Origin of the sequence: Calothrix sp. NIES-2098 (assembly GCF_963875125.1) — a bacterium.
Lineage (GTDB): Bacteria > Cyanobacteriota > Cyanobacteriia > Cyanobacteriales > Nostocaceae > Aulosira.
In genome coordinates, this window is record NZ_CAWNKJ010000001.1 from 8,175,019 (window position 1) to 8,188,157 (window position 13,139).

Here is a 13,139-nt window from a genome sequence, read left to right on the forward strand (position 1 = left end):
GAAATGATGTTGCAGACAATCGTTGAAGCGATGGTGCTGTAGTAATTTCTAGTTAATAGGAGAGAAAAATGCTAAAAGTAGTTGTTGGTCACAGCGAAGACCCAGATTCTCAAAGTGCAATTACAGAAATTTTAGAACAGTGTGTTAACGATTTAGCAGGTTTCATACCTCAGGCAGGTATTTTATTCGCTGCTATTGACTTCGATCATCAGTTAATCCTCAAAGAAATTCATCAAATTTTTCCCGATATTGATTTGATTGGTTGCACCACCGATGGCGAAGCCTCTTCAGTTTTAGGATTCCAACAAGATTCTTTGACGCTCATGCTTTTTAGCTCTGACACTGTAGAAATTCATGCTGGTGTCGGCTATCAAGTAAGAGAAAATCCTTTTGCAGCTGCTCACCAAGCTGTGCAACAAGCAACGGCGAAAAGCAATAATAGTGCGAAATTATGTGTTACTTTACCAGCTAGCTATACAGAAAATGGTTCAACAACTAATGGAGAATTAATTCTTCAAGGACTAAAACTGGCTTTAGATCCTCAGATTCCAATTTTAGGTGGTACAGCGGGAGATCAATTTAGATTTCAAAAAACCTATCAATTTTACCGTAATGAAGTGCTAACTGATTCTCTACCAGTTCTGATATTTTCTGGAGATATCCAATTTTCCTATGGAATTGCCTGTGGTTGGCAACCCATTGGACGTAAAAGCATTGTTACCAAGTCTCAGGGAACTGTCCTTCACGAAATTGATGGTAAATCGGCATTGGAATATTATCAACGGTATTTAGGCGATCGCCCACCAACTGCGGAGCATCCATTAGCAGTATACGAAGGAGATAGCGATCGCTACTATATGCGAGTGCCTAACACTTACAACATTGAAACTGGTACTATCAATTTTCTCGGTAATATTCCGGAGCAAGCCATAGTTCAAGTCACAGACATTAGCAGAGACGAGGTGATTGCTGCGGCTGAAACTTCTTTGCACAATGCTCTAGCAAATTATCCTGGAACCGAACCAGAAGCCGTTTTGTTATTCTCTTGTTGCTGTCGCCGTTGGTTTTTAGGTACGAGAACAAAAGAAGAATATCAACTCGTTAAAAATGCACTCTCTTCTGAAATACCCATTTGTGGATTCTATACTTACGGTGAATTTGCTCCCTTAGAACCTGATGGTTATTCTTACTATCATCAAGAAACTTTTGTGACTCTGCTCTTAGGGACAAAGTAAAGGCTTATGGAACATCAAGAATATGAAAGCAAGCTAAAAGAATTAGAGAAAAATGTGCGCATTCTCACAAAAAAACTAGAGCGTTCAGAAGCCGATAGACACCAACTTGAAAACGTCAGCGAACGCCGAGAAATGGTCTTAAAAAATGTAATTTGCGAGTTAGAGGAGTCGCAAATAGCCTTAAGAAATCGGGGTGATGAGCTAGAGAATGCTCTCAAAAATCTCAAACTTTTACAAATGAAACTCGTAGAATCTGAGAAAATGTCTGCTCTGGGAGTTATGGTAGCGGGAATTGCTCACGAAATTAATAACCCAGTCAACTTTATCTACGGGAATTTAAATTATGCTCAGACATATTTTCAAGATTTACTGAGGCTAATTACGCTTTATCAAGAGTATTACCCTGAACCAGTAGTAGCAATTGAACAAGAAATAGAAGCAATTGAACTGAACTTTATCAAACAAGACTCAGAAAAACTATTTCGTTCTATGACTGTAGGTGCAGAGAGAATTGGTGAAATTGTCAAATCTCTGCGGACTTTTTCTCGTTTAGATGAGGCAGAATTTAAAGCAGTTGATATTCATGAGGGCATCGACAGCACTTTAGTGATTTTAAACAATCGTTTTAAAGTAGCAGCAAAAAATTATCAAGAAATTAGAGTTATTAAAAATTATGGAAAATTACCATTAATCAAGTGTTACGCCGGGCACATCAATCAGGTATTTATGAATATTATCGACAATGCAATTGATGCTTTAGAAGAATTATTCTTAAGCAAACTGACAACTGATACCGAACACTCGATAACTAAGCAGCCACAAATTCAAATAAACACTGAGATTATTGATAACAATTGGGTAGAGATTCGGATTGCTGATAATGGGTTGGGAATGGATGAGCAGGTGCGCACAAAACTATTCGATCCTTTCTTTACAACTAAAGCAGTGGGTAAAGGTACGGGGTTAGGTTTATCAATCAGTTACCAAATTATTAACGAACTACATGGTGGAAAATTGGATTGCTATTCAAAACTTGGAGCAGGAGCCGAATTTGTCATTCAAATCCCAATACAGTAGTCTCAATTAGTAATTAGTTTAGGGTGCCTTACTTGGCGATCGCACCCTAAACTAAAATTTCTCTCTCCTATGTTCGATTATTCCACTGTTGCGCCGCATCTTCTACAGCTTTATCGACCGTCTTTTGGTCTAACATTGCCGCTTGTAAGTTCTCATAAACTGCCTTTTGCAATTTATTGAAATCTTTCAAAGTAGGTGTTAATACCTCTGCTTGTTGTAGTTGTTGGGCACTAACAACTCGCGCTTTTTCTACTGTTGTAGCAGTAGCAGGAACATCTTTAAAGTAGCTATCAGATAGTGCTTTGATAGTAGATGGCAACACATTAGCAGCTTTAGCAAAAGCTAATTGATTCTCATCATTGGTAAGAAATAAAGCAAATTTAACAGCCGCATCCGGATTTTTACTCTCTTTGGGGATGACTACATTCATGACAGCGACGTTTTTCTTACCTGTTTCACCCGTAATTTGTGGTGCGATCGCGGAAGCTTGAGCAATTTTTGGCGCATTATTGGCGATCGTTTTCAAGAATTCCGGGCCAGAAGCAAGAAAAGCCGTTTCTCCAGCTTGGTATAAATCAATAGCATGGCGATGTCCTTGGGTTAATACCTCTTTAGGTAATAAACCTTTTTTATATAAATCTACCCAATACTGAAACGCTGCTTTGCCTTGAGGAGAATTAAAGGCTGCTTTACCTTCGGTATCTACTAAGGTGACTCCCATTTGCACAAAGGATTCTAAAACTTCACCGGAATCTTGCGGTACAAATGTTACAAAAAAGGCATATTTCCCAGTTTTATCTTTAATTTGTTGTGCCGCTTGTGCTAATTCTACGTAAGTACTTGGCGATTTGTTGATACCTGCCTGTTTTAATAAATCAGTGTTATAAATGGTTAGCCGTGTGGTGAGGTACCAAGGAATGCCAAAACTCTTACCATTGAGTGTGCTTGCTTTCCAAATATTGGGCAAATAGGAGGAACGTACTTCATTTGGAACTTTCGTATCTACATCAAGCCAGGCATTTCGTCCTGCAAGTTGAGATGCGAAATCCGGATTGAGGTTGACAACATCAGGTGGCGTTTTTGCTGAGACAGCTGTTAAGATTTTGTTCTCCATCGCAGCCCAAGGTATATCAACCCAGTTAATCTTTATACCTTTATTTTGCGACTCAAAAGTTGCAATTAGGTTTTGGAAGTAGCCAGTAAATTGAGGTTGGAGTTGCATAGTCCAAAACTCAATCTTTGCTGTTTCTGAAGGATTCTGTTTTGTGACTGTGCCAACATTACCTGTGCTGCAACTCACAATCCAGCTGGTTAATAAGCCGAGCAGTACAAATACAGACAATCGTTTGAATTTGTGAATTTTAAACATTTTACTAGTATATTTACGCTTGCTTACAGTCAAAAGCTTATGCAGAATTGTCGAGATTATAGGCTAAATCCATTACCTAGTACCAAGAACGTTTTTAGTATCATTTAACTTTTCAATTTAGCAGTGCGACGGGCAAAAAAGTGGTGAAAAGCTTCAATAGTCTGTTTGGCAAATCTAATAAAGGAGTCGGTATTGAACTAGCACCAGAACGGGTGAGTATAGTTCAACTACGCAAACAGCGTCAAGGCTTTAAAATAGAAGCCTTAACATCAGTAGCAGTTCCCGAAGGACTAATTACCGATGGTCAGATCGCTGACCCTCCAGCAATAGCGCAATTAATTCAGCAGGCGCTAACTGATAGCAAGATTAAAGCTTCTCGGGTTGCTACTGCTGTACCAGGAAGAGATTCAATTGTACGTTTAATACCTGTACCAGCAGAGTTAGATGATAAAGAACTGCGGGAGATGGTACTAAACCATGAAGCAGCTTTGTATTTACCTTATCCTCGCGAAGAAGCTGATGTAGATTATCAAAAACTTGGGTACTTTGTAGATGAGGATGGTATTGAAAAAGTACAAGTACTTTTAGTAGCTACACGTAAGGAGGTGACAGACGCATATATCAGTACATTTGAGCAGGCAGGATTGCAAATTGATGTTTTAGAGATTAACAGTTTTGCGCTGATTCGGACAATTCGCGACCAACTGCGGCAATTTGGGCCACAAGAAGCAGCAGTACTAGTGGATATAGAGTTTGACAGTTCAGAAATTGCCATCATTGTTAACGGAGTTCCACAATTTTCGCGCACTGTGCCGATAGGCACTTATCAAATGCAACAAGCCCTGTCGAAAGCCATGAGTTTACCGACATCACGAGATATGGAATTGTTGCAGGGAATGACGATTATGACCACTCCTGTAGATGGGGGAAAAACTGGTCTCACCGACATTAATCCTGGGATGGCAGCCCTATTAAGGGTATTGGGAGAACTCACTGATGAACTGCGTCGTTCTATCGATTTTTACCTCAATCAGAGTGAAAATTTGGAAGTAGCGCAAATCTTCCTAGCTGGTCCCGGAGGTGGGCTACAACAGCTAGATGAGTTCTTCACCCAAAGATTGAGCTTGCCGACCGCCCAAATCGATCCCATAGCAGCTTTGTCCTTAGAAGTTAACGAAGAGAAATACCCTGTAGTACAACGCGCTGGTTTAGCGACAGTACTGGGTCTAGGAATGAGGGAGGTGTAACAGAATGTACAGTCTGGATATTAACTTTCTTAAGGATCGTCCAAATTTCCAGAAAAAGTCTATTAAACAAGGAGGAGTGAAACTTCCTGTTGGGAACTTAACACCAATTTATCTGGGAGTAGCCATTGGTATATGTTTACCAGCAGCTGCGGGCGGCGCTTGGTGGTTGTTAGAAGGTAAAAATGTTGAATTAGAGCAAAAAATAGCACAGCTAGATCAGGAAAACAAGAGGTTAGACACAGAAATCGGAAATATTAACAAAATTAAAGAACAGACCAACAAAGTTAAAGGAGAAACACAAGCCTTAGTTACTGTGTTTGACCAGATTCGTCCTTGGTCAGCTATGTTGCAAGATTTGCGCGATCGCATCCCTGCAAAAGTGCAAATTGAGAATGTCAAGCAAATTCCACCGCTTCCCCCAGCCCCAGGACAACCACCAGGCAATCCAGCGGGCGGAATAGAAATCTCTGGAATGGCTCGCTCTTTTAACGATGTCAACGATTTCTTGCTCTCTCTGCAACAGTCTCGATTTTTAAAGTCGTCAGAAAGCAAAATTATTACAGCAGAGTTGATCGATGCACCATTACCAGAAGGTACTGCCAAAGAGGAAGTAAAAATTCCACCAATTCAAGTTGTCAAATACACTATTCAATCAAGTCTCAGCGATGTTCCAGCTTCTGAATTAATCCGGGAGCTAGAGCAAAAAGGCACTGTAGGATTAGTAGCTCGAATTCGTAGTATGCAACAAACAGGAGTCATTTCAAAATGACGCTGAGTGAGGATTTAAATTTTGCAGACAACAGTGGAGAATTTGGCGAATCTCCCGCCTATCCTGTACTGTTAGGGATTAGCTTTACACCCAAAATCATTGGTGCTGTGGTAGGGGTTTTAGGTCTGGCTGGAGCCGTGTATATAGGCCTAAATATGTTAATGCCAGCTTGGGATACCTATCAACAAAAGCAAGCAAAAGTGAGCGAACTGCAAGGACAAGTCGATCAAAAGACAGCTAGTATCAAAAAGATCGATCAGGTCAAAGCCGAGCTAGAACAAGCAAAACTTCAACAAGTACAGGTTTTAAGTTTATTTTCTAATGAAAAAACCTTGGATACCTTGCTACTGGATCTAAATCGCTTGGTTGAAACTAGTAATGCTCAAATTCCTGCTAACGCAGCCAGAGGAGAACTGAAAAAGTTTGTGCCAGATCCGCAGAAACCGCAAGCGATTAATGATGGCAGTCTGGGAACACAAGTCGATGGCAAGTTGAAACGCAGTAATATCAATGTTGCAATTGAGGGTACTTATGAACAAACGCAATCAATTCTTCGTAACATTGAGCGTTTACAGCCTTTATTGATAGTTAAAGATTATCAATCGACATTGGTTAAAGCACCAGTTGACCCGTTAACAGGCAAAAAAGTTCAGCAGCTTGGCCCTGCATCTATTAGTACAACTTTTCAGTTACAGGCATTAATACCACTTAGCCCCGAAGAAATAGCCGCTGCTGCTGCTGCCGCTGCTACTAAAAAATAACAGCAACTAGTGCTGATTTATGGGTACTAAGAAGAACACTTCTAAATAGATCTTACACCAGTCTTAACAACCTTCAGCGTTGTCAATCTAGGTAGGTCTGCATAGCGAAAGTCGTCTTAAGAGTCTACCTGAGTAGACTTCAGTTACTAGCCCTATCAATTGAGTTTTGGGCATACAAGTTGCTCACTCACTATCTGGCAAGGTATCTACTCAAAAATTATTTGTCAACAAGATTTTATCAGGTGAGGAATGAACTGTGAAACAGCTTCACGGTAATAATTTATTATTGGGTACTGCTGCTTTTATCTTTTTGGCAGCTCAACCAGTTTGGGCAGACACTACCCAGATTACTGACGTACAGCTAAATCCAGTTAATGGTGGAATTAATGTTGTTTTGAAAACGTCTTCAGGCTCGCGTCCGCAAGTTTTCACCACTAAAAGAGGTAATGCTTTAGTTACAGATGTTATTAATACTCAACTACGTTTACCACAAGGCAATAATTTCCGCAAAGACAACCCCACTTCAGGAATTGCCTCAGTTGAAGTTATTCAGCTTGATGCCAATAGCGTCCGGGTGGTGGTAACTGGAAGCAATAATGCCCCTAGCAATCAACCTGTCGTGCGACAGCAAAATGGTATTACTCTCGGTTTTAGCCCATCCACAGGTACCACGGCATCAACACCAACACCGACAGCACCTATACCAATACCAACAACACCCATAGCAACAACCCCATCGACTCCGGCTCCATCCCAACCTAATACAAAACCAGATGTTCTTGTTCCTAACCCAGAAGTCACAATTGATGGAAAACCTGCACTACCAGCTGGCCCAGGCCAACCGCCAAACCAAGGGCCACCCTTCTTACCTAGAGCTGTCGCTCCACCAGTAGGGGATATTGCTATCTCTAATACTGATGCCTCTCCTAGTACCATTGACCTAGCAACTCAGGAACGCGTACCTCGATTAGTACTGCGAGATGCTCCAGTGCGGGAGGTTTTATCACTACTAGCTCGTGCTGCTGGTCTTAACTTGGCTTATGTAGGAGGAGAGGGTGCAGGAGGTGGTACTGCTGCTAATGGACAAGCAATCTCTCAAACTATCTCCCTAGATATAGAAAACGAACCAGTACAAGATGTGTTTAATTACGTCTTGCGCTTGAGTGGTTTAGAAGCTAATCGTAGCGGTCGCACCGTTTTTGTGGGATCGAAACTACCTACTTCTACCCGTGATACAGTGATGCGTAGCCTGAGGCTCAATCAGGTGACAGTGGGAGTTGCCCTTAACTTTTTAGTTGGTTTAGGAGCAGAAAGTGCCATTAGCCGCGAACGACTGGTTACTAGCGTTAGTGCTGTACCTGTAGGTAATTCAGCTGCCGCAGTTACCCAAACTCAAACAACCACAGAAACTAAATTAGAAACTCAACGGGTTGATTTTAAAGACTCTAACCCCTTACTTAGAGGTTTACAGGCATTAGGAGATGAGCGCACTAATTCCGTTACTTTAATTGGCTCTCCTAGGCTGATTGATATTGCGATGGCACAGCTAACTCAGCTTGATGTCCGCCGTCGTCAAGTGGTAGTTAACGTCAAAATTGTTGATGTGAATCTTACGGGAACCCAAGATTACAATACCAGTTTCTCCTTTGGGGTGGGGAACAACTTCTTTGCTAATGATGGTGGTGCAGCATCGTTGAATTTTGGTGGCTCTAGACCTGCTACTGCTACTGAAGCAGCCAATAGTGTGAATAGTACACCAGTTATTACAAACCCAATTTCAGGTTCGCCTTTTCTCGATCCAAATAGCAGCGTCAGTATTCCAGGAACCACCCCAGGTGTTGTAGTGGTAAATCCAGATGGAACAAGCACCGTAACCCAAAATCCGGGAAGTGGAACCTTTTATCAACCTATTCCTCCTACCAATAGTAATCCGCTACAACCAGGTTTTTCTAATATCACTCCTGCAACGGATACCATTGTGACCCGGAATGCTGATGGTACATCGACTGTATCACGCGGTACTCTTGGTACAGCTGTTGCATCTCTTCCCTCTTTATACCAATTCCCCAAACGCTTACTCGCTAGTTTGCAGGCTCAGGTGACAAATGGCAACGCCAAGATTTTGACTGACCCAACTCTAATTGTGCAAGAAGGTCAACAAGCTCTTGTTAACTTGACTCAGGAAGTAGTCGGGAACATAACTATTCAAACAACTGATACTTCTGGTGGCTCTAGAACTGAGAGAACAATAGATAAACAAAAAGTTGGCTTGACCTTGAATGTGAAAATTGACCGGATTGATGACAATGGTTTTGTTTCTCTATCCGTTGCTCCAACTGTCAGCGCGCCTACAGCAGCAGAAAATACAGGAAATGGACAAATTATTTTAGTCTCTGAACGCTCTCTGACTTCGGGGATGATTCGTTTGCGAGATGGTCAAACGCTGATTCTCTCCGGTATTATTCAAGACCAAGACCGGACAAGTGTCTCTAAAATTCCCATCTTAGGCGATCTTCCTTTAATTGGTTCGCTGTTTAGAAAGACCAACAGAAGCAATGAACGCAGAGAGGTAATTGTCATGCTCACACCTCAAATTATGGATGACTCAGAACGCTCTTCTTATGGCTATAACTATAATCCCAGCCCAGAGGTGCGGCAAATGCTTGAGCGTCGCGGTTGGCAGCCTTCTAACAAGCGGTAATACAAATTCGTCATTACGAAAATTAAGAGAATTAGGGAGATGGGGGACTTATTGGCTCTCTCATCTCTAATTCAACTTTTGAGGTGTGACTTCTGTAAATCAATAATAGTTGCAGCATTACGACTGTTCGGTGTCTTGGGATTTAACATCTATCAGTTGTAATGTTTTTTCCATTTCTAGCCGCTGTTCGACATTGCGTAAGAAATAGCCATCTACCATCGCAGAACCTAAAAGTCTGCCAAGTTCATCCCGGTTGGTAGTGATAACTGACTGATATCTGTCATGGGGTAAGTTACCTAATATTCCCACAATGGCGCGTTGAATTAACTGCAATACTTCCGGGGAAGAAGGCTTGGATAGTTGACCAACAGTTTCGGGAGTAAGAGATTGTATGTATTGCCAGAAATTATTGTTGCTAGTTAATTCAGATTCAAAGTTATCTGGGTTGTAATGAGAAAGGTTACTCATGGCTTTTATCTCAAGTCGTGCTTTACTTATCAATCAATTTATCGGTTTATTGATGGCAGCAAAGTCAGCGAAACCGAACCTTAAATGAGTGGTTTGTTCTACAAACCTGTTGAGACAATCTGCACGCTCGAAAATTTAGTTATTTAAATAATTTCAGCATTAAATTTAACATTTTGGTTCTAAAAAATAATTTGCGATCAAAAATGTAGCGGCTTTTCATCAGTCAAAATATTTAGGCGATCGCATCTTTACGTAGATCCTCTGGTGGTGAGTGCGATCGCACTTTTAAGTTTATTTGAGCTAATGCTGCCTATCAAAAAATACTCTGTCTAATCAGGACAGAAGAGTATGGGGACAATCTTGAATCTGGACTTTTGACTTTTAATAAATAACTATTTCAAATTTGTATAAATTATGGGAATTTCAATGATAAATTTTGTTCCCTGACCGAGTGTAGACTCACACCAGAACTTACCACCATGCTTTTCAGTGACAATTTGATAGCTGATAGATAAACCCAAGCCAGTACCTTTACCAACTGGCTTTGTCGTAAAGAAGGGATCGAACAAACGTTGGCGAACTTCTTCTTTCATCCCCGGGCCATTGTCAGCAATACAAATTCGCACCCAGTTGTTCTGGATGACTTTTGTCTGAATTGAGATCGTACTTGTGTTGACTCGCTGCCGATCGTATTCTTCAAGTGCATCAATTGCATTACTGATAATGTTCATAAATACTTGATTTAATTGTCCCGCATGGCATTCTACTAGCGGTAAGTTTCCATATTCTTTAATAATTTGAATCTCTGGGCGTTCCAAATGTGCTTTCAAACGGTTGTGCAAGATGGTTATTGTGCTATCGATGCCATCGTGGATATTGACATCTTTAACTTCGGCTTCGTCTAAGCGCGAGAAGTTCCGCAAAGAAAGCACAATCTCTCGAATCCGTTGAGTGCCTATGCGCATGGATTGGAGGGCTTTAGTTAAGTCTTCAATTAGAAATTCCACATCTATCAACTCAATCGCATCTGCAATTTCCTGTGGTGGTTCAGGATAATGCTGCTGATAAAGTTCTACAAGATTTAATAAGTCTTGAGTATATTCACTAATATGGGTAAGATTGCCATGAATAAAGTTAACTGGGTTATTAATTTCATGGGCGACACCTGCGACCATTTGACCCAGACTGGACATTTTTTCGCTTTGGATCATTTGGAGTTGAGTTTGTTTAAGTTCTTGCAGAGTTTGTTCCAGTTCCTTAGTTTTTTGCTGGAGTTCAATTTCCGCTTGTTTGCGATCGCTCAGATCTCGCAAAATGCCTTGTAAGCCGATAACTTTACCATCAGTGTCTTTGATTGGTGAGGCATTCGATGTCACCCATCCCCAAGTTCCATCTTTTTTAGGATGGCGAAACTCCATACCTGCACCACTCTGACCTGTTTCAATGATTTGGTTGAGAAAGTCTGTAACATGGTCTAAATCATCGGGGTGAATCAAAGGAACAAACGAGCGATTTAACCATTCAGAAACTTCATAGCCGAAAATATCCTGAAACTTGGGAGAAATATAAGTGAGAGTACTATCTAATTGAGACGACCAAATCACATCATTGGCATCTTCCACAAACCGACGGAATTTACACTCACTTTCGGCAAGGATGGTTTCTATTTGTTTGCGATCGCTAATGTCCCGCATAATTCCCTGAAAGCCGATTATTTGCCCCTCAGCATTCTTAACAGGGGAAGCATTAGAATTGACCCACCGCCAGCTTTCATCTAGGCATTTGTGCCGAAATTCTACTCCTGCTCCTTTCTCACCAGTCTCTAGAACTTGATGGAACAAAGCTAGTGCTGTTGCTAAATCATCTGGATGAACCAAAGGTACCAGAGATTGCCCTAGCCAATCGGATGATTTGAAGCCGAACATGACTTGGAATTGCGGAGAAAGATAGGTGAGAACTCCATCCAGCGTGCAAACCCATAGCATATCGTTAGCACCTTCTACAAGGTTGCGAAACTTAGCTTCGCTTTCAGCCAGTGCGGCTTCGGCACGTTGGCGTTCGCTAATATCTCGAATGACGGCTAATGCATGGATTTTATTGTTGAGAAAGCAAGGAGTTGCGGTCACTTCAACATCCATTAGCGTGCCATCTTTACGCACGTCTACCGCGCGATCGTGAAATTTACTACTTGCTTGAATTTTGCGAATAAACTCTGCAAACTTGGGCAGACTATCTGGATGAATAAATTCTGGAGGCTGAAGTCTCATAAATTCTTCCTGAGAATAGCCATGCATCTGACAAGCAGCAGGATTAGCTGCGACAAGTTCTCCCGTTTCCAAATCGACAATATTTATACCATCGCTGACATTTTCAAAAATACTGCGGTAAAGGATTTCTTGTTGCTCTAGTGCTTTTTCGGCTTGTTTGCGTTCTGTGATGTCAGTTGCAGTCACTACAATTTGATGGATGCGCGAACTAGCATCTCTTAAGGGTGTGACACTTAAAGACCACCAAGTTTCTTGACCGTTGGCACAGAAATGCTCTTCAAAAAAGTTAGTCTTGCCAGTACGAACAGCCGCAGCATAGCGCTGACGGTAGAGGTTTGCCATGTCTTGTGAGAAAAATTCTGTTAAAGTTTTGCCCAAGAGACTTGTCATCGGCACAGCGCTGGTACGGGCCATCGCTGGGTTGTAATCTACAAAGCGGAATTCTGCACCATCATCGAGAACATCCAAGACAAAGATGCCATAATCTACACCCTGCCACACACTTTGTAAAAGCTGCGTTTGTTGTAAAAGTCGCTGTTCGGTGGATTTGCGATCGCGAATATCCCGGCTAATGGTTGCTAAACCAATGGGCTGGTTTGTCAGGGGATCTTTGACAACAAACAGGGTATAGTCAATTGGAATCGACTCTCCAGTAATCAGATGGCGTAAGCGAAATTCACTTTGCCAATATCCCTTCTGAATCGCAGTTGGTAAAATGCTTTGATGGAATAGTTCCCGATCTTCATGTACTATCAATTCACTGATATGTATGTTTTTTGTTTCCTCTATATCTTTGAGTCCCACCAACTTCATTCCTGCTGGGTTGAGGTAGAAAGGTTTTCCCTCCATTGATGCAATACCAATAAAATCAGCGCTGGCTTCGAGAATTGTCATCAAAGCTTGGCGTTCTTCCCTTGCTAGCTTTAAGAAGTTCTCAGCCTCTGGATCTGAATTTGGCTGTGGCAAATTTGCCAACTCTTGCTCTAATTGCACCACCCTCTGCCGGAGAGTAATTAATTCTTGCTTTAGAGTTTCATCGCTCTCGGTTTCCAGAAGTATTTTTTCTGTGGACATTTCTTTGTGGGTGGGAGAAAGCTGAGTCATATCTTTGTAACCGTAGCGTATTACTTTTCTGACTGCTCTAGGTTGACTTTATTTAGAGTTCCCTTGTCAGAGTTCGGGTAAACAAAAATTGCTTCATTTTGCCAAATTACTTCTAATAGCGATGCTTGATGAAACACTTAA

Annotated in this window: 9 protein-coding genes; 6 read left to right on the forward strand and 3 right to left on the reverse strand. The window is 41.4% G+C overall.

Going from position 1 to position 13,139, the window contains the following annotated elements; all coding sequences use genetic code 11:
* The first annotated feature begins 68 nt into the window (after positions 1 to 68).
* Together AACU33_RS34400 and AACU33_RS34405 are read left to right on the forward strand one after the other, a co-directional pair.
* A complete protein-coding gene (locus tag AACU33_RS34400; protein WP_096594728.1) occupies positions 69 to 1,235 on the forward strand; it encodes an FIST signal transduction protein in 1,167 nt (388 codons plus the stop codon).
* A gap of 6 nt (positions 1,236 to 1,241) precedes the next feature.
* Positions 1,242 to 2,312: a sensor histidine kinase gene (locus AACU33_RS34405; RefSeq protein WP_096594729.1), complete on the forward strand. Its 1,071-nt coding sequence runs from the start codon at positions 1,242 to 1,244 to the stop codon at positions 2,310 to 2,312.
* Between the two features lie 67 nt (positions 2,313 to 2,379).
* Here AACU33_RS34405 and AACU33_RS34410 read toward each other — a convergent pair whose 3' ends face one another.
* Positions 2,380 to 3,681, reverse strand: a complete 1,302-nt coding sequence (locus AACU33_RS34410) for an ABC transporter substrate-binding protein (RefSeq protein ID WP_096594730.1) — start codon at positions 3,679 to 3,681, stop codon at positions 2,380 to 2,382.
* Between the two features lie 140 nt (positions 3,682 to 3,821).
* Here AACU33_RS34410 and pilM point away from each other — a divergent pair, with 140 nt between their 5' ends.
* The 4 genes from pilM (at position 3,822) to AACU33_RS34430 (ending at position 9,159) form a co-directional block, all read left to right on the forward strand.
* Positions 3,822 to 4,928 (forward strand): type IV pilus assembly protein PilM, encoded by a 1,107-nt coding sequence (gene pilM, locus AACU33_RS34415; protein WP_096594731.1) that lies wholly within the window; start codon positions 3,822 to 3,824, stop codon positions 4,926 to 4,928.
* Between the two features lie 4 nt (positions 4,929 to 4,932).
* A complete protein-coding gene (locus AACU33_RS34420; protein ID WP_096594732.1) occupies positions 4,933 to 5,697 on the forward strand; it encodes a PilN domain-containing protein in 765 nt (254 codons plus the stop codon).
* Positions 5,694 to 6,458, forward strand: a complete 765-nt coding sequence (locus AACU33_RS34425) for a pilus assembly protein PilO (protein ID WP_096594733.1) — start codon at positions 5,694 to 5,696, stop codon at positions 6,456 to 6,458. Before AACU33_RS34420 ends, AACU33_RS34425 begins: the two co-directional genes overlap by 4 nt.
* 256 nt (positions 6,459 to 6,714) lie before the next feature.
* The gene (locus tag AACU33_RS34430; protein WP_096594734.1) at positions 6,715 to 9,159 is read left to right on the forward strand and encodes a type IV pilus secretin family protein; all 2,445 of its coding nucleotides are present in this window, start codon (positions 6,715 to 6,717) and stop codon (positions 9,157 to 9,159) included.
* Positions 9,160 to 9,276: 117 nt separating this feature from the next.
* Here the strand turns inward: AACU33_RS34430 and AACU33_RS34435 are convergent, their stop codons facing one another.
* Together AACU33_RS34435 and AACU33_RS34440 are read right to left on the reverse strand one after the other, a co-directional pair.
* On the reverse strand, positions 9,277 to 9,627 hold the full coding sequence (locus AACU33_RS34435) for a DUF760 domain-containing protein (RefSeq protein ID WP_096594735.1): 351 nt from the start codon (positions 9,625 to 9,627) through the stop codon (positions 9,277 to 9,279).
* Between the two features lie 392 nt (positions 9,628 to 10,019).
* Positions 10,020 to 12,998 (reverse strand): PAS domain-containing sensor histidine kinase, encoded by a 2,979-nt coding sequence (locus tag AACU33_RS34440; RefSeq protein ID WP_096594736.1) that lies wholly within the window; start codon positions 12,996 to 12,998, stop codon positions 10,020 to 10,022.
* Between the last annotated feature and the right edge of the window lie 141 nt (positions 12,999 to 13,139).

Coding starts and splice junctions, on each gene's coding strand:
- AACU33_RS34400 (WP_096594728.1), top strand. CDS start 69: ATGCTAAAAGTAGTTGTTGGTCACAGCGAAGACCCAGATTCTCAAAGT.
- AACU33_RS34405 (WP_096594729.1), top strand. CDS start 1,242: ATGGAACATCAAGAATATGAAAGCAAGCTAAAAGAATTAGAGAAAAAT.
- AACU33_RS34410 (WP_096594730.1), bottom strand. CDS start 3,681: ATGTTTAAAATTCACAAATTCAAACGATTGTCTGTATTTGTACTGCTC.
- AACU33_RS34420 (WP_096594732.1), top strand. CDS start 4,933: ATGTACAGTCTGGATATTAACTTTCTTAAGGATCGTCCAAATTTCCAG.
- AACU33_RS34425 (WP_096594733.1), top strand. CDS start 5,694: ATGACGCTGAGTGAGGATTTAAATTTTGCAGACAACAGTGGAGAATTT.
- AACU33_RS34435 (WP_096594735.1), bottom strand. CDS start 9,627: ATGAGTAACCTTTCTCATTACAACCCAGATAACTTTGAATCTGAATTA.
- AACU33_RS34440 (WP_096594736.1), bottom strand. CDS start 12,998: ATGACTCAGCTTTCTCCCACCCACAAAGAAATGTCCACAGAAAAAATA.